Source organism: Pedobacter lusitanus (assembly GCF_040026395.1).
Lineage (GTDB): Bacteria > Bacteroidota > Bacteroidia > Sphingobacteriales > Sphingobacteriaceae > Pedobacter > Pedobacter lusitanus.
In genome coordinates this window covers 5485240-5502131 of the sequence record NZ_CP157278.1, presented here as the reverse complement: position 1 = coordinate 5502131, position 16892 = coordinate 5485240, and the positions used below count along the sequence as shown (strand labels likewise).

The following is a 16892-nucleotide window of genomic DNA, read 5'->3' as shown; positions in this document are numbered from 1 at the left end:
CTTGCTGTTAAGCGGCCCTATTGATTATTTTCAAGATAATTGCAATTACAGCAATCACCAGTAATACGTGGATTAAACCTCCTACATCACCAAATCCGTGAAAGAAAAAGCCAATTACCCAAAGGATGACTAACACTACTGCAACTAAATAAAGTAAATTTCCCATAATAGTATTTTTTTGGTTTGTTAATTAAATGATTTGAAAGTTTAGACAAACTCCTGACAATTCATAAACAATCATCGTTCCAAAAAAAGAAAGCCCCGTCAACGGAGCTTCCAATTATGCGTATTCAAGAATACTGTTTAAATCGTATTTAAGCAGTTTTTAATATTCGTCTTCATTAAAGAAGAAGTCGTCTTTAGTCGGATAATCCGGCCAGATCTCTTCAATAGTTTCATACGGCTCACCATCATCTTCTAATGCCTGAAGGTTTTCTATAACTTCTACCGGTGCACCAGATCTGATACCGTAATCAATAAGTTCGTCTTTTGTTGCAGGCCATGGAGCGTCTTCCAAATGCGATGCTAATTCTAATGTCCAATACATATTCTATACTATTTTATTGTGCTTATTTATTTTGCAAAAGTATATTAAAAATACTGATGAAAACAAATTTTTTTCTCCACCATTTTATAGTCTTGGCAACCAGATACTTTCATCTGTTTTATCATCAAAACCAAGCTTTCTTGCCAGAACAAACAGATAATCGCTTAATCTGTTTAAGTATATGGTAACCTTATCATCAACAAAACTTTCTGTGGCCAGATGTACGGTCAGTCTTTCTGCTCTTCTGCAAATACACCGGGCTATATGACAATAAGAAACTACAGTATTTCCTCCTGGCAATACAAAGTGCTTCAGTTCAGGCAAAATTTCGTTCATTTTGTCCATCTCTTCTTCAAGCAGCGTGATATCAGTCAGATTTAAATCGGGGATTTTCATCTTTGATTTTTCCGGATCAGCAGCCAGTGAAGCACCTATGGTGAATAAACGATCCTGAATTTCCTTTAGTACCTGTTTTGCATGTATGTCAATATCCTGACATTGAATCAGGCCAACATATGAATTCAGCTCATCTACCGTACCATAACATTCTATACGGAGATGAAATTTTGGGACACGTGTCCCCCCGATTAACGAGGTTTGTCCCTTATCACCGGTTTTGGTATATATCTTCATTAATTATGTCCCATTTTCTCAAAGTTCTCTCCAGTCTCCATTAATTTAGAAAGACGGGGAGAAACAGTTTTAATGTCTGTATTCAGATAATCATTTTCAATCAGTCCGTCACGCATTCTGACAATACGGTGTGCATGCATCGCAATATCTTCCTCGTGCGTTACTAAAATGATCGTATTTCCTTTACTGTGAATTTCTTCCAGCAGCCCCATAATTTCAACAGAGGTTTTAGTATCCAGATTACCTGTAGGCTCATCGGCAAGAATAATGGAAGGATCATTGATCAATGCCCTGGCAACAGCCACACGCTGCCGCTGACCACCTGAAAGCTCATTCGGTTTATGGGTTACACGATTTCCCAGACCAACATTCTCCAGAGCTGTAGTCGCACGTTTGTCGCGGTCTTTTTTGGCAACCCCGGCATAAATCAACGGTAAAGCCACATTATCCAGCGAGGTGGATCTTGGCAGCAGGTTAAAAGTCTGGAATACGAACCCGATTTCCTGGTTCCTTACCTCAGCAAGTGCATCATCAGTCATATGACTTACATTAATGCCGTTGAGGATATAATCTCCTTTACTGGGTGTATCCAAACAACCCAAAATATTCATCAAAGTTGACTTTCCTGAGCCTGAGGGGCCCATTAAGGCCACAAACTCACCTTTATTAATCTGAAGTGAAACTGATTTCAGGGCATGGATAACCTCAGTCCCTATCACGTATTTACGGCCTATTTCTTTGATATCTATTAACGGTTTTTCCATCTGTGCCTTTATTTTAACAATGACAAGCTTTTAGTAGCTTCTGAGGTTAGACATCATCAGCGTCCTGTTGTTACAAACGAAATTATTTATCCAGTATTTTCGGTACAAGAAAGAATTCTTCGTTATGCAATGCAGCATTTTTCAAACCTTCACTGACTGTCAGCTCCTGTTTCACTTCATCCTCTCTCCAGACATTCACCTCAGGATTCATATAAACAAGCGGTTCCACATTTTTGGTATCCAGCTCATTTAACTTCTCCATAAAGGTGAGGATTTTGTTCATATCAGCCTGCAAAGTCCCCACTTCTTCCTCCGCAATCTCAATCCTTGCCAGGTCTGCCACCTTATAAATCGTCGCTTTATCTATGTTCATCTTTTAAAGGATATTTTATATCAGCTCAAAAATACTGTTTTGCCGGCAATAATTTACGCTAAAATCAGGACACTTTGCTGCAGACCGGCTTCGGTACACCAGTTAAGTTGAATACAGGAAACGTACGAATCTACCTCAGCTGCATCGCCTCTCCATAGCGAGTCCACCTTTTTGTTCAAAAAGGTGGACTCGACGTGGACTCACTGTGGACTTGCGGTGGACTCACAGAGTTGTCAGACACTTATTATATCGGTCATACACAGGCTATTCAAACATAAAAATCAATTATTCAACCTTCGGATAAGGGTTTTTTATTAATTTCGACCTCTGGAAGCCTGTACCGGCAGAATTTATATCTGCCAATTCATATTAATCATTACAGGTTTCAGTAAAAAAATCCGGGAAAATGAAAGAAATAGTAGTAAGTGGTATACGTCCAACAGGAAAATTACATCTTGGCAATTATTTTGGCGCAGTAGCCAATTTTATAAAAATGCAGCATGAATATAATTGTTTTTTCTTCATTGCTGATTTACACTCTTTAACTACCCACCCTACTCCCGGTGACCTGCATGGCCATGTTAGAAATGTACTCGTAGAATACCTGGCTTGCGGAATTGATCCTGAAACAGCAACAATCTATATCCAGTCTGATGTTCCGGATGTAACCGAACTGTATCTGTATCTGAATATGAATGCCTATATGGGTGAGCTGGAAAGAAGTACTTCTTTCAAAGACAAAGTCCGTTCCCAGCCGGATAATGTGAATGCGGGCCTGCTTACTTATCCTTCATTAATGGCTGCAGATATCCTGATTCATAAAGCTTTAAAAGTTCCGGTAGGAAAAGATCAGGAGCAGCATCTGGAAATGACCCGTACTTTTGGAAACCGTTTTAACCGTTTATATAATTCAGATTATTTCCCTGAACCTTTCGCGTTCAGCTATTCTGCCAACCTGGTTAAAGTTCCGGGTCTGGATGGAAAAGGGAAAATGGGAAAATCAGAAGGTGATGCGAATTGCATTTATCTGGCCGATTCTCCGGAAAATATCCGTAAAAAAGTATCAAAAGCAGTTTCTGATGGTGGCCCGACTGAAGAGAACCAGCCAAAACCAGAAGCGATTCAAAATCTGTTCGACCTGATGAAAATCGTTTCAACTGATGATACCATTGCACATTTTGACGAGCTTTACAATAAATGTCAGATCCGTTACGGTGACTTTAAAAAGCAACTGGCCGAAGACATGATTATTTTCAATTCTCCGATACGTGAACGTATCGAAGAGATCTCAAAAGATTCAGCTTATTTACGCAAAGTAGCTAATCTTGGTGCTGAAAAAGCAAGAGAAAGTGCTAAAAAGACAATAAAAGACGTTAGAGAACTGATTGGGTTCAAACAATTTTAATAATTTAATACATTAGCTTAAATTAAGCTCATCATAAATAGCATATGCATATAGCAATAGTTGGCAACATAGGCGCCGGTAAAACAACTTTAACAAGCCTGTTGGCTAAGAATTATGGTTGGGAAGCTTTGTACGAAGAAGTAGATAACAACCCATATCTGGAAGATTTCTACAGTGATATGAAACGCTGGAGTTTCAATCTGCAGATCTATTTCCTGAATAACCGCTTTCAACAGATTGTAGACATACAATCCAACAAAAGGGATGTTATACAAGACAGAACGATTTATGAGGATGCGCATATTTTTGCAGAAAACCTGCACGAAATGGGCTTAATGACCACCAGGGATCATCAGAATTACAGGGATATTTTTGAAAACATTACTTCTTTCATTAAGCCACCTGATTTACTGGTTTATCTGCGTGCATCTGTTCCTACACTGGTTAATAACATTCAGCGCAGAGGCCGTGATTACGAAGCCAGTATCCGTCTGGACTATTTATCAAAACTGAATGAAAAATACGAAGCCTGGATTAAAAATTACCAGTTAGGTAAATTATTGATTCTGGATAAGGACAAACTGGATTTCACGAATAATCCGGAAGATCTGGGTACTGTAATACAAGCTATAGAAGCAGAAATTCACGGACTTTTTTAAAATGGCTAAACTAGGAATTATCCCGGCCCGGTACGCGTCCACGCGGTTTCCGGGTAAACCATTGATTGATATCAATGGCAAGAGCATGATTCAGCGGGTTTATGAACAGGCCTGCAGTTCGGCCAGCCTGGACAAAGTTGTCATAGCTACCGATGATGAAAGGATAATTACCGAAATAAAACGCTTTGGAGGAGACTATGCCTTAACCCGGGCAGATCACCAGAGCGGTACAGACCGTTGTGCCGAAGTAGCTGCAAACTTCAGCGGCTTTGATGTGATCATCAATATTCAGGGTGATGAGCCTTATATTGATCCGGTACAGATTGACCTGCTGAGCTCCTGTTTTGAAGATCCGCAGGTAAAATTAGCCACCCTGGTTAAGGAAATTCATCATGAAGAAGAATTGTTCAATCCTAATATTCCTAAAGTAGTACTGAATGCTGCACAGGAAGCTATATATTTCAGCAGACAGACTATCCCGTTTATCAGAAATGCGGCTCCGCAAGACTGGGTAAAGACTTTTCAGTTTTACAAACACATCGGGATTTATGGCTACACCACAGAAACGTTGTTAAAAATCACACAGCTCAAGCCTTCCCTGCTGGAAATTGCAGAAAGTCTTGAACAACTGCGGTGGATAGAAAACGGCTATAAAATCCAAACCAGAGTAACTGATCTGGAGACCATTGCCATCGACACTCCCGAAGATCTGGAGAAGATTGTTAAAATCAAGGGCAATTAATTCCCTATCTTAGGGTTAAAATACCTCTGCATGAAAAGCATTTATACTTACCTTTTGACTTTACCCCTGTTTCTGGCGGCCTGTAACTCTTCTGAACCTGCCGGCGGAACCGATCCTGCATCCAATACTAAAACTGCTTTACGCTCTTTTAGTGATACCACCAAACTGGATACTTTCAGAATTGTACTTAAAGGTGATCAGCCCAAAAACATGGAGCTCGTTTTTACTATTACTCCTCAGGACGGACATCAGATTTATACAAAAACACTGAAGGCTACAGCATTGCTGGACAATTATAAAGAGAGTCTTGATCTGGAAAAAAAGAAAGCACAGCTAAAGTTCATGAAAGAAGAACTTTCCCTGTTTTTTGATGATGAAAATTTTATTGAGCCGGCAGTGACCGATACTGAAAAACCAGATAAGAATACACCAGACAAAAACTTTTTCGAAGAATTAAAAAAAACTGGCGTGAATGGTTTCAAATACCGTTTAGGCAAAGAAAGCAAGGTGTATATCGCCTGGTCTGAGCAGGAAAAAAAGGTAAAAAACTACTACGAATGTTGTAAATAAGCTGGAATGTTAGTGTATAATATGACCTGCTAATAATTGTCAGTGAATCCCCTGTTATTTACCCTGAATGCAGCTATTAAAGCCTTATTTTGACCAAAAACAAAACACTACAGAATAAAACAATAAATAATAACTCTGATAATCAAACAGTTACAATTAAAACTTGTTTTATTCATCAATGTGTATACTAAATTCTAAAATTAATATTAGATTTACCTTAGTGTTATGGCATAGCCTTTTAACATTCGTTTATACAAGCATATTCTAACCAAATATAAAATTGAAAAAGGCCAGGTAATTTACCTGGTCTTTTTTATATCATCTATAATCAGCTGATTATAGATATTCTATCAGATTAATAATTTAGTTTCCCAGTTCAACAATATTTCCGTAGCTTTGTATCCCGTACAAAAACAATAAAAACGCCTTTACAAGCGGCTTTTATTTCACAAACTCACAAACATGACTAAGTATATTTTTGTTACGGGCGGTGTTACTTCCTCATTAGGTAAGGGCATCATCTCCGCTTCATTGGCCAAACTTTTACAAGCAAGAGGTTACCGTGTAACCATTCAGAAATTCGATCCGTATATCAATATTGATCCGGGAACTTTAAACCCATATGAGCATGGCGAATGCTACGTAACAGAAGACGGTGCAGAAACTGATTTAGACTTAGGTCATTATGAGCGTTTTTTAAATGTTCCTACCTCACAGGCTAATAATATCACCACTGGTCGTATTTATCAGAATGTAATCAACAAGGAGCGTCAGGGTGAATACCTGGGAAAAACAGTTCAGGTTGTTCCGCATATCACTGATGAGATCAAACGTAATATGCGTATCCTTGGTGAAACCGGTGATTATGATATTGTGATCACTGAACTGGGTGGAACTGTCGGAGATATCGAATCTCTTCCATTCATTGAAGCTGTAAGACAATTTAAATGGGAAGCTGGCGCGAATAACGCTATAGTGATCCACTTAACACTGATCCCTTATTTAGCTGCAGCTGGTGAACTTAAAACAAAGCCTACACAGCACTCTGTTAAAGCATTACTGGAATATGGTATTCAGCCGGATATTTTAGTATGCCGTACCGAGCAGCATATTACTATGGATATCCGTAAAAAGATCGCCTTGTTCTGTAATGTAAACGTAAATGCAGTAATTGAATCTATTGATGCTTCATCAATCTATTCTGTTCCATTATTAATGATGAAGGAACAACTGGATAAAACAGTATTGAGCAAACTTAAACTGGCACAGAAAAACGAGCCGGATATGGAAAGCTGGAAGGACTTTTTAGGTAGACTTAAAAACCCTACAGCCGAAGTCAGAGTTGGTCTGGTAGGTAAATATGTTGAATTACCGGATGCCTATAAATCAATTATCGAAGCATTTATTCATGCGGGTGCTAAAAATGAATGTAAAGTAAGAGTAGAATACATTCATTCAGAAGAATTAAGTGCTGATAATGCAAAAGAAAAACTGGGTCATCTTGATGGTGTTTTAGTTGCTCCCGGATTTGGTAGCCGTGGTATTGAAGGAAAAATTGATGCTATTCGTTATGTCCGTGAAAACAATGTTCCTTTCTTTGGTATCTGTTTAGGTATGCAATGTGCGGTTATTGAATTTGGCCGTAACGTACTGGGCTTAAAAACTGCCAATACTACAGAGATTGATGAACTGACTATTGACCCTGTGATCAATATGATGGAAGATCAGAAGACAGTAACGACCAAAGGTGGTACCATGCGTCTGGGTTCTTATCCATGTGATCTTAAAAAAGGAACCAAAGCTTTTGCTGCTTATGGTAAACAACATATCAACGAACGTCACAGACATCGTTATGAGTTTAACAGTGCTTATTTAAATCAGTACGAAGAAGCTGGTATGATTGCTTCAGGTACTAATCCGGACAGTCATTTAGTAGAAATTGTAGAGCTTAAAAACCATCCGTTTTTTGTTGGTGGACAATTTCATCCGGAATTAAAATCAACAGTTGCTAATCCTCACCCACTTTTTGTTAAATTTGTCGCCGCTGCGATGGAGTATGCGAAGAAAAAAACAAACTAATACGCGTTTAAATAACAATAATGGATAAAAATACATTCACAGGATTGTTCCTGATCATGATCGTTTTGGCGGGTTCTTTCTATTTCTTCAAGCCTAGTGAGGCTGAAATGAAGAAAGAACGGGAGCGGATATCTCTTGATTCCGCTGGTAAGGCTGGTGTTAAACCTGCTGCCCTTGCTGAAAACGCACCTGCTCCTCAATTAGATTCAGCAGCGCTGAAAGGTCCTTTCGGCACAAGTATTTCTGGTACTGCAACTACAAGTGTATTAGAAAATGATGCTTTAAAATTAACTTTCACTAATAAAGGTGGTAAAATTAAAGCTGTAGAAGTAAAAGGTGAAAAAACTTACCTGGATAAACCGGTAGTATTGTTTGATGGTGACGAGAACATTTTCGGCTTAACCTTAAACGTTGGCGGTAAACTGGTAAAAACCAATGACCTTTATTTCACGGCAACAAAAACAGGTAATTCAATGGTGATGCGTGCTAATTACAACGCAGATAAATACATTGAGTTTGTTTACGATTTACAGCCGAACTCTCATAACGTTGGTTTTAATATCAACTTAAAAGGGATGAACCAGGTTATTCAGAGAGATAGTATCTCACTGGACTGGGAAACTGTATTACTTCAACAGGAAAAATCGTTGAAAAACGAGCAGCAGTATTCTGCTCCTTATTACAAGTATGTAGAAAAGAATCCGGATCATCTGAGCATTGCTAAAGATGAAACAGAGAATCTTTCTAAAGCCAAAATTGAGTGGATTGCCTTTAAGCAACACTTTTTCTCAGCTGTGCTGATTCCTGCTGATCCTTTTGCAAAAGTGAATCTGGGTGTAAAAATCTTAACTACACCAGGTCAGGTAAAAGGTTATGCTGCAAAAGTAAATCTTCCATTCAACCAGCTTGATGCACAGAGCTACAAGATGAAGTTCTATTTCGGAACCAATCAGTTCAAAGTATTAAAAGCGCAGGGACAGGAAATCGAGAAACTGGTAGAAATGGGTTACTGGCCATTGAAATACATCAACAGATTTGTTGTATTGCCAGTATTTAACTTCCTTGAAGGTTTCGGATGGAATTACGGTTTGATTATTCTGATCTTAACCATTGCCTTAAAAGTTGTATTGTCACCATTGACTTACAAGTCTTATATCTCTATGGCTAAAATGAGAATATTGAAACCAGAAATGGATGAGATCAAAGCCAAAGTAGGTGAAGACAATGCGACTTTATTACAACAGGAATATCTTAAACTCTACAAACAGGTGGGTGTAAATCCATTGGGTGGTTGTTTACCGATGTTACTGCAGTTACCAATCGTAATGGCTTTCTTCTTCTTCTTCCCGAATTTATTTGAATTAAGAGGACAGAGTTTCTTATGGATGCATGACCTTTCAACTTATGATGACTTCATTAAATTTGGATTTAGTATTCCATTTATTGGTGACCACTTAAGTTTAATGTGTGTATTGATGACTATTTCTACCCTGATTTATACTTATTTCAATAACCAGGTATCAGGCGCTACAGGACAAATGAAATACATCGGTTATATTATGCCAATCGTATTCTTAGGTGTACTGAACAGCTACCCTTCTGGTCTGAACTATTATTATTTCCTGGCAAACATGTTAACCTTTGGTCAGCAGTTCCTGATCAAATCAATGGTTAATGATGAGAAAATTCATAATATTCTTAAGGAAAACAAAAAGAAACCTGAAGAACAAAAGAAAAAATCTAAGTTCCAGACTCGTTTAGACGATTATATGCGTCAGCAACAACAAGCTAAAACTCAGGAAAAAAAGGATAAATAATTATCCGCTTTTTCAGCTGACAAAAGGCTGTCTTTCTTAATGAAAGACAGCCTTTTGTTATTTAATAGCTTTTAGCATAGCGCAATTGTTTATGAATTTTGTAAAATTTAATATACAAATGGCATATATTGGTGAAAAATTACAAATTTTAGAGTTAATTCAAATCACAACCACCAATTATGCAGAAACACTTTACTCTTATTTTCTTACTCTTTGCAACCGCTACTTTCGCCCAGAAAAAGCCACTTGACCATACAGTGTATGATTCATGGCAAAGTATTGGCGTCAAACAGTTGTCAGACAATGGACAATGGGCAGCTTATTCCATACTTCAACAGGAAGGTGATGCAAATTTGTACCTGAATAACCTGACTACAACTTCAAAGATAAATGTGCCCAGAGGCGAAAAGCTCAGATTCAGCGCAGATTCAAAATTTGCTGCTTTTTTGATTAAGCCTTTATTTGCGACCACCCGTCAGGAAAAAATCAAAAAGAAGAAAGCGGATGAAATGACGAAAGACTCTTTAGGTTTTGTTAACCTGACCTCTGCTGCAATTGTTAAAGTACCAAGAGTAAAATCATTCAAGATACCTGAAAATGCAGGAAACTATCTGGCTTATCAGAAAGAACCACTATTAGATACTGCTAAAAAAGCTAAAACCGCAGCAGAAGAGAAAGAAGATAATGCCAATGATTTCTTTGCTAAAGAAGATACGAAAGAGTCTGCTAAAAAAACAGGATCAGATCTGATTTTAAGAAATCTGGCAACTGGTGCAGAAAGAACTTTCAAATACGTTACTGATTATGAATTCAGTAAAAATGGAAAACAACTGATCTTTGACTGCATAGGCTCCAAAAAAGATAAAACAGTTAAAACAGGCGTATTTTTACTGAATACAGAAAAAGGAACAATCAAAACACTGGTTAACGCTAAAGGCCATTTCAAAGAATTCATTTTTGATGAAGCAGGTGAGCAGGTTGCCTTTTTAGGTGAGACTTCGCCAGAGAAAAAAGAGATTAAAGATTACAGCATTTATTTCAATTCGCTTACGCTTGATACCGCCCAGGCTTTAGTGGATTATGAAATTGATGGCATGCCAGCCAAATGGGCAGTTAGCGGAGATGGAAAATTGACTTTCAGTAAAGATGGTAACAAGTTGTTTTTCGGTATCGCACCAGTAAAAAAAGAGAAAGACACCACATTGGTTGATTTTGAACATGCAAAACTGGATATATGGGGTTATAAAGATGATTATTTGCAACCTATCCAGTTAAAAAACGCTGCTAAAGACGCTAAAAGAAGTTATTTATCAGTAATCGATATTTTTAGCAGTGACCCTAAAATCGTTCCGTTAACTGACATTAAACTTCCTGAAGCAAGTATCGTTAAAGAAGGTGATGCAAATTTTGTCCTGGCTGCTACAGATTATGGAAATCGTGCGCAAACACAATGGACGGGTGCCAGAATAAGTGATTATTACCTGGTTGATACCAAGACGGGCACCAGAAAAAAAATCATATCTGCTCTGGATGGTCAGGCAACTGTTTCTCCGGGTGGAAATTATGTATTATTCTATAACAATAAAACAGGAATCTGGTCTACTTACACAGTAGCTACAGGCAAAACAACGGTATTAAATGCCAGCATAAATGTAAAATTTGCTGATGAAGACAATGATGTACCGGATGATCCGAGAGTTTACGGTATTGCAGGATGGACTGAAGAAGATAAGCAGATTTTAATCTATGATAAATATGATATCTGGAACTTTACACCAGATGGTAAATCGGCACCAAAAAACATGACTAATGGATTTGGCAGACTGAACAGCATTACTTTCCGTTACGAAAAATTAGATACCGCTGCACAGTTTATCAGCAAAAGAGATGACATGTGGTTAAGTGCCTATAATAACCTAACTAAAGAAAGAGGCTTTTATAAGACAAAAGCAGGTGACAACAAGAATCCTGAATTAGCAGTAATGGCTAAATTCAAATACTCTTCATTGGTTAAAGCTAAAGGAGCAGATCGTATGATCTATGATAAAGCAAATTATCAGACTTCTCCAAATGTATATGTATCAACTGATTTAAAAACAGAGACGAAATTAAGCAATACCAATCCGCAGCAGCAGAATTATAACTGGGGTACTGCAGAGCTGGTTAAATGGACTACACCGAAAGGACATCAGTCTGAAGGTATCTTGTATAAGCCTGAGAATTTTGATCCGGCTAAAAAGTATCCGATGATAGCTTATTTCTATGAGAAACTTTCGGACGGACTTTACAGTTATCAGGCTCCTGCCCCTACTCCATCAAGATTGAATATTTCATTTTTTGTAAGTAATGGCTACCTGGTATTTGCACCGGATATCAGTTATGAAAAAGGATATCCAGGAAAATCTGCTGAAGAATATATCAATTCGGGCGTAGAATCACTGAAAAAGAACAGCTGGGTTGATGGTACTAAAATTGGTATCCAGGGTCAGAGCTGGGGCGGCTATCAGGTTGCCCACCTGATTACACGGACCAGTATGTATGCCGCTGCATGGGCTGGTGCGCCAGTGGTAAACATGACTTCTGCATATGGTGGTATCCGCTGGGAATCGGGAATGAACAGACAATTCCAGTATGAAAAGACACAAAGCAGAATTGGTGCAACTTTATGGGAAAAACCAGAGTTATATATAGAGAACTCTCCTCTTTTCTCGCTTCCTAAAGTGACAACGCCGGTAGTGATTATGGCTAATGACGCTGACGGAGCTGTACCATGGTATCAGGGAATTGAAATGTTTACAGGTCTGAAAAGATTAGGTAAACCTGCATGGTTATTAAATTATAATAATGAAGCGCATAACCTGGTACTTCGTCAAAACAGAAAAGATATCCAGATTCGTGAACAGCAGTTTTTTGATTATTATCTGAAAGGTGCTAAAGCGCCGGTTTGGATGACAACAGGAATTCCTGCTACGGAAAAAGGTAAAACATGGGGTTTTGATCTGACGGACGACAAGCCTTAATCAGACATTCTTCGTTGTGATCATAAAAAAGGATCTGTATTCTACTGAATACAGATCCTTTTTTTTTACTTTCATAGCTTCAAACTAAAATATGGCATTAAATTATTTATGGATTGCGTTTTTCATCATCGCATTCGTTGTTGCACTGATCAGATTAATCTTTTTTGGTGATACTGAAATATTCAAACTTATAGTAGACGGCACTTTTGAATCTGCCAAAGTCGGGGTAATGGATATTGCTTTACCACTGGTAGGGATCATGACTTTATGGCTTGGGATTATGAATATCGGGGAAAAAGCTGGTGCTATTAATTTTCTATCCCGTATTATCGGTCCTTTTTTCAGCCGTATCTTTCCTGAAGTACCTAAAAATCACCCTGCCACAGGACATATGGTGATGAATTTCTCTGCTAATTTACTGGGTCTGGATAATGCAGCCACTCCTTTTGGTTTAAAGGCCATGCAGAGTTTACAGGAAATCAACCCGGATAAAGATACTGCCAGTAATGCGCAGATCATGTTCCTGGTACTGCATACTTCCGGTCTTACGCTGATTCCACTGAGTATTATGGCACAAAGAGCTATACTGGGTGCTGCAGATCCTTCGGATATCTTTATTCCCTGCATGATTGCGACTTATGTGGCTACTGTAGTTGGACTGATCGCCGTTGCTATCAAACAAAAAATCAACCTGTTTAATTCGGTAGTGATTTCCTGGCTGGGCGGCATTACTTTGTTTTTAGTGGGGATGATTTATTATTTCACTAACTTCCTGAGTAAAGAACAGATAGAGGTAGTTTCCAGAGTTGTCTCTAATTTTATTCTTTTTTCCATTATTATAGCCTTTATTTTAGGTGCCGTTCGCAAAAAGGTAAATGTGTATGATGCATTTATAGAGGGAGCAAAAAATGGTTTTACAACCTGTATTACGATTATCCCTTATCTGGTAGGTATGCTTGTTGCAATCGGAGTTTTACGAAATTCTGGTGTACTGGGGTATATTGTTGATGGTTTTACCTGGTGTTTTGTACATTCGGGGATCAACGCAGACTTTACCCCTGCTCTGCCAACGGCACTGATCAAACCACTGAGTGGCAGTGGTGCAAAAGCAATGATGGTGGATACGATGAAAACTTTTGGTCCTGATTCATTTGTAGGCCGTCTGTCCTGTGTTTTTAACGGGTCAGCAGATACTACTTTTTATATTGTAGCCCTTTATTTTGGTTCTGTAGGTATTAAACGTACACGTTATGCCATTCCGTTCGGGCTTCTGGCAGATTTAGCAGGAATTATAGCAGCTGTATTTGTGGCTTACCTGTTTTTCCATTAATCATAAACTCATTATCGCCCTGCAAAATCTGGCTTATCATAAAAAATGCCCCTCCTGAATTATCAGGAGGGGCATTTTTCTATATATGGATTATGCTAACTTATGAACTTTCAGATGGCTTATGATCTTCTCAAGCACGCCAGGTTCTACATTTGTATACTTAGATGACCGCCATGTGGATGATGGCTGATCAAGCCAGACGCAAAAGGAATGATAACCATCAACAATAACGGCGTAGGTTTCATGAAAATCATCCTGAATTCTCATGCAAAAACCTTTGACAGGCTTACCCTGTACATCAAACTGGAAATTGAGATAATTACTTAACATAGTCATATCTGGTTAGTTCATCAATCATAACAAATATGGTTATCAAATGTTTAACTAATTTTAAGTTGATAATACTTTTCTGTTAAATTCCTGGTTAACATTTAACATTATAGAGCCCCTTAGTTTAATCTTCACCTTATTTTTCAAATCTTATAAATTGTTTTACTGAGGTCAAAAAAGCACTGTTCATGTATTTCGGGTTGTTCCCCGGCCGAATTTCTTTATTTTTAGCTTTAGCAAACAAATAACCCTATGGACAAGAAACAAATCACCGCAGTTACAGAACTGGACCGTTCACATTATCTGACTAAAGTATATGCAGGCGGACATTTCATTTATGCGGATGAACCTACTGATGTTGGTGGAACTGATGAGGGTATGAATCCTGGTGCATTGCTTTTAGCCAGTTTAGGAAGCTGTACCGCAATTACCATCAGAATGTATGCAGACAGAAAGAATATGGCTTTAGAGAGCATTAGAATTCATCTGGCGATCTGTAACGAAGAACAGATGGATGCCGGAACTAAGATTACCAGGGAAATTGAGTTTACCGGAGACTTATCAGAAGCAGAAATAAGCAGACTGATGCAGATTGCAGATAAATGCCCTATTCACAAAATCTTAACTAATCCTATACAAATAGAAACTACTACCGCATAATTCCGGGAATCTGGTATAACATATAAATTAGTACAGCTTGTTTTAAGCAGCAAGCTGTGCTTTAACAATTTGAACCAGGTGATCTATATCAAAGGGTTTAGCCAGAAAGTTATCAGGAGATCCGGGCAGCAGCAAATCACTCAGCTGATGACTAGCCGAGATGATTACCACAGGTATTTTTTTGAATTGCTCGTGCGCTTTCAATGCTTTACAGATTTCTCTGCCATCTAAGCCACCAAGCATTACATCAAGTAAAATCAGATCCGGAGAAATTTGCTTCACCATATCCAATATATTATTCCCGTTAGCCAGCGTGATCACTTCATAACCTTCTTCTTCCAGGATAAATCTGATAACGTCCAGGATAGCCTTATCGTCATCCACTGCCAGAATTTTCAACATTTATCTTTCATATTTACTTTATTCACAGCTATTTACGTGCCACATAGATTATATTTTCAATAATTATTTATTTTACTAAAATTATTAGCACATTTGTATCAGCCTATAGCTCTATAAATGTTAAAATATGCAGTAGTTGATATTGAAACTACCGGCGGTTTTGCCTCCGGTAATGGGATTACAGAAATCTCCATCCTTATTCATGATGGTTTAAAAGTCATAGAAAGTTTTGAAACACTGATTAATCCCAGACAGGACATCCCTGTTTATATTCAAACACTTACCGGTATCAGTAATAAAATGGTTTATGATGCGCCGCTTTTCGAAGAGGTAGCCCCTAAAATTTATGAGCTGCTGAATGATAAAGTATTTGTTGCGCATAACGTAAATTTTGATTTCTCTTTTGTCAGGCATCAGCTTGCCCAATCGGGATTTGTACTGCAGTCAAAAAAGCTTTGTACAGTCAGAATGAGCAGAAAAATTATCCCTGGTCTTCCTTCTTATAGTCTGGGTAAACTCTGTTCGTCATTGCATATTCCTTTAAATGACCGGCACCGTGCCGGTGGTGATGCTGCTGCAACGGCATTATTGTTAACATTGCTGCTGGAAAAAGATACGGAAGGCGCCATCCCGCTTTCCTTACATAAAAGTTCTAAAGAACAGCTGTTACCTCCAAATTTATCAAAGGATAGTATCGAAGCTTTACCGGCTAACCCGGGTGTATATTATTTTAAAGATCAGAAAGGAAAAATCATCTACATTGGTAAAGCTATTAATCTCAGAAAACGGGTGTACTCCCATTTTTCAGGAAACAAGATCAATCAGCAGAGACAGGATTTTCTAAGAAACATTTATGAAGTAGATTTCACGATCTGTGGTACTGAACTCATGGCGCTGATTCTTGAAGCATCAGAAATACAGAAATACTGGCCAGAAAAAAACAGGGCTTTAAAGCGGTTTGAGCAAAAGTATGCGCTTTACGATTTTGAGGATCAGAACGGCTATGTCCGTCTGGGAATTGACAAATACAAGAAAAACACGAATGCGTTGTACACATTCAATAGCCTATTGTCGGGGCAGAGTTTGCTAAGAGGCATGATTACCGAACACCGGTTATGTGAAAAACTGTGTTTTATTCAGAAAAACAGATCTGCTTGTACTGCTCAGGAGAAAGGTGGATGTAATGGTGCCTGTCTTGGCCAGGAAGATCCAGCTGAATATAATCAGCGGGTAAATGAGGCAATCTTACATTTAAAATCAGCTCTTCCCTCCTTTGCACTGATAGATTCCGGAAGAAACGAAGAAGAAAAGAGCTGTTTATGGATCGAAGGAGGTAAATTTTACGGTATGGGCTATATTTCTTTTTACACTGACATCACGGATCTGGAAAACCTGAAGTCTTGTATAGTACCTTATCCATCAAATGATTATATCCTGAATATGGTTCTTTCTTATGCAGAATCGCATCCTCAGCAAAGAATAGATATTTTAAAATCTATAGCCTTGTAGAATTATTTTCAAATAGATTTGCGTTTAAAGTACTTTAATCCTACCTTTGTCG

At 38.2% G+C, this 16892-nt stretch carries 17 protein-coding genes; 10 read left to right on the top strand and 7 right to left on the bottom strand.

What is annotated here, in order from left to right; genetic code table 11:
- Positions 1-7 precede the first annotated feature (7 nt).
- The 5 genes from PL_RS23670 to gatC form a co-directional block, all read right to left on the bottom strand.
- Positions 8-166 carry a lmo0937 family membrane protein gene (locus PL_RS23670; protein ID WP_152620382.1) on the bottom strand — a complete coding sequence of 53 codons (159 nt, stop codon included), beginning with the start codon at positions 164-166 and terminating at the stop codon, positions 8-10.
- Between the two features lie 159 nt (positions 167-325).
- Entirely contained in the window at positions 326-547 is a 222-nt protein-coding gene (locus tag PL_RS23665) for a DUF2795 domain-containing protein (RefSeq protein ID WP_008240955.1), read from the bottom strand.
- A gap of 84 nt (positions 548-631) precedes the next feature.
- A complete protein-coding gene (locus PL_RS23660) occupies positions 632-1180 on the bottom strand; it encodes a cob(I)yrinic acid a,c-diamide adenosyltransferase (RefSeq protein WP_041885663.1) in 549 nt (182 codons plus the stop codon).
- A complete protein-coding gene (locus PL_RS23655) occupies positions 1180-1944 on the bottom strand; it encodes an ABC transporter ATP-binding protein (RefSeq protein WP_041885661.1) in 765 nt (254 codons plus the stop codon). The genes PL_RS23660 and PL_RS23655 overlap by 1 nt, the downstream gene beginning before the upstream one ends.
- A gap of 82 nt (positions 1945-2026) precedes the next feature.
- The gene (gene gatC, locus PL_RS23650; RefSeq protein WP_041885658.1) at positions 2027-2317 is read right to left on the bottom strand and encodes an Asp-tRNA(Asn)/Glu-tRNA(Gln) amidotransferase subunit GatC; all 291 of its coding nucleotides are present in this window, start codon (positions 2315-2317) and stop codon (positions 2027-2029) included.
- 406 nt (positions 2318-2723) lie between these two features.
- On the opposite strand from gatC, the gene trpS reads away from it, so the two are divergent.
- The 8 genes from trpS to PL_RS23610 all read left to right on the top strand — a co-directional run bounded on the left by trpS (position 2724) and on the right by PL_RS23610 (position 13939).
- Positions 2724-3722 (top strand): tryptophan--tRNA ligase, encoded by a 999-nt coding sequence (gene trpS / locus PL_RS23645; protein WP_041885657.1) that lies wholly within the window; start codon positions 2724-2726, stop codon positions 3720-3722.
- 44 nt (positions 3723-3766) lie between these two features.
- Positions 3767-4381: a deoxynucleoside kinase gene (locus PL_RS23640; RefSeq protein ID WP_041885655.1), complete on the top strand. Its 615-nt coding sequence runs from the start codon at positions 3767-3769 to the stop codon at positions 4379-4381.
- A gap of 1 nt (position 4382) precedes the next feature.
- Positions 4383-5123: a 3-deoxy-manno-octulosonate cytidylyltransferase gene (kdsB, locus tag PL_RS23635; protein ID WP_041885653.1), complete on the top strand. Its 741-nt coding sequence runs from the start codon at positions 4383-4385 to the stop codon at positions 5121-5123.
- Between the two features lie 30 nt (positions 5124-5153).
- Complete coding sequence (locus PL_RS23630) at positions 5154-5693, top strand: hypothetical protein (protein ID WP_348620523.1); 540 nt, start codon at positions 5154-5156, stop codon at positions 5691-5693.
- Between the two features lie 462 nt (positions 5694-6155).
- Positions 6156-7772, top strand: a complete 1617-nt coding sequence (locus tag PL_RS23625) for a CTP synthase (protein WP_041885650.1) — start codon at positions 6156-6158, stop codon at positions 7770-7772.
- A 20-nt stretch (positions 7773-7792) separates the two neighbouring features.
- Positions 7793-9589: a membrane protein insertase YidC gene (gene yidC / locus PL_RS23620; protein WP_041885648.1), complete on the top strand. Its 1797-nt coding sequence runs from the start codon at positions 7793-7795 to the stop codon at positions 9587-9589.
- Positions 9590-9768: 179 nt separating this feature from the next.
- Entirely contained in the window at positions 9769-12609 is a 2841-nt protein-coding gene (locus tag PL_RS23615; protein ID WP_348620521.1) for a S9 family peptidase, read from the top strand.
- A 91-nt stretch (positions 12610-12700) separates the two neighbouring features.
- A complete protein-coding gene (locus PL_RS23610; protein ID WP_041885646.1) occupies positions 12701-13939 on the top strand; it encodes a nucleoside recognition domain-containing protein in 1239 nt (412 codons plus the stop codon).
- Between the two features lie 90 nt (positions 13940-14029).
- Here the strand turns inward: PL_RS23610 and PL_RS23605 are convergent, their stop codons facing one another.
- On the bottom strand, positions 14030-14275 hold the full coding sequence (locus PL_RS23605; protein WP_152620381.1) for a hypothetical protein: 246 nt from the start codon (positions 14273-14275) through the stop codon (positions 14030-14032).
- Between the two features lie 246 nt (positions 14276-14521).
- On the opposite strand from PL_RS23605, the gene PL_RS23600 reads away from it, so the two are divergent.
- Positions 14522-14929, top strand: coding sequence for an OsmC family protein (locus tag PL_RS23600; RefSeq protein WP_041885643.1), 408 nt, complete (start codon positions 14522-14524; stop codon positions 14927-14929).
- Positions 14930-14971: 42 nt separating this feature from the next.
- Here the strand turns inward: PL_RS23600 and PL_RS23595 are convergent, their stop codons facing one another.
- A complete protein-coding gene (locus PL_RS23595; RefSeq protein ID WP_041885641.1) occupies positions 14972-15331 on the bottom strand; it encodes a response regulator transcription factor in 360 nt (119 codons plus the stop codon).
- Positions 15332-15448: 117 nt separating this feature from the next.
- On the opposite strand from PL_RS23595, the gene PL_RS23590 reads away from it, so the two are divergent.
- Positions 15449-16840, top strand: coding sequence for an exonuclease domain-containing protein (locus tag PL_RS23590; RefSeq protein ID WP_041885638.1), 1392 nt, complete (start codon positions 15449-15451; stop codon positions 16838-16840).
- Positions 16841-16892: the final 52 nt, after the last annotated feature.

Coding starts and splice junctions, on each gene's coding strand:
- gatC (WP_041885658.1), bottom strand. CDS start 2,317: ATGAACATAGATAAAGCGACGATTTATAAGGTGGCAGACCTGGCAAGG.
- kdsB (WP_041885653.1), top strand. CDS start 4,383: ATGGCTAAACTAGGAATTATCCCGGCCCGGTACGCGTCCACGCGGTTT.
- PL_RS23590 (WP_041885638.1), top strand. CDS start 15,449: ATGTTAAAATATGCAGTAGTTGATATTGAAACTACCGGCGGTTTTGCC.
- PL_RS23600 (WP_041885643.1), top strand. CDS start 14,522: ATGGACAAGAAACAAATCACCGCAGTTACAGAACTGGACCGTTCACAT.
- PL_RS23655 (WP_041885661.1), bottom strand. CDS start 1,944: ATGGAAAAACCGTTAATAGATATCAAAGAAATAGGCCGTAAATACGTG.
- PL_RS23630 (WP_348620523.1), top strand. CDS start 5,154: ATGAAAAGCATTTATACTTACCTTTTGACTTTACCCCTGTTTCTGGCG.
- PL_RS23665 (WP_008240955.1), bottom strand. CDS start 547: ATGTATTGGACATTAGAATTAGCATCGCATTTGGAAGACGCTCCATGG.
- PL_RS23660 (WP_041885663.1), bottom strand. CDS start 1,180: ATGAAGATATATACCAAAACCGGTGATAAGGGACAAACCTCGTTAATC.
- PL_RS23605 (WP_152620381.1), bottom strand. CDS start 14,275: ATGACTATGTTAAGTAATTATCTCAATTTCCAGTTTGATGTACAGGGT.
- yidC (WP_041885648.1), top strand. CDS start 7,793: ATGGATAAAAATACATTCACAGGATTGTTCCTGATCATGATCGTTTTG.
- PL_RS23610 (WP_041885646.1), top strand. CDS start 12,701: ATGGCATTAAATTATTTATGGATTGCGTTTTTCATCATCGCATTCGTT.
- PL_RS23615 (WP_348620521.1), top strand. CDS start 9,769: ATGCAGAAACACTTTACTCTTATTTTCTTACTCTTTGCAACCGCTACT.
- PL_RS23625 (WP_041885650.1), top strand. CDS start 6,156: ATGACTAAGTATATTTTTGTTACGGGCGGTGTTACTTCCTCATTAGGT.
- PL_RS23670 (WP_152620382.1), bottom strand. CDS start 166: ATGGGAAATTTACTTTATTTAGTTGCAGTAGTGTTAGTCATCCTTTGG.
- PL_RS23595 (WP_041885641.1), bottom strand. CDS start 15,331: ATGTTGAAAATTCTGGCAGTGGATGACGATAAGGCTATCCTGGACGTT.
- trpS (WP_041885657.1), top strand. CDS start 2,724: ATGAAAGAAATAGTAGTAAGTGGTATACGTCCAACAGGAAAATTACAT.
- PL_RS23640 (WP_041885655.1), top strand. CDS start 3,767: ATGCATATAGCAATAGTTGGCAACATAGGCGCCGGTAAAACAACTTTA.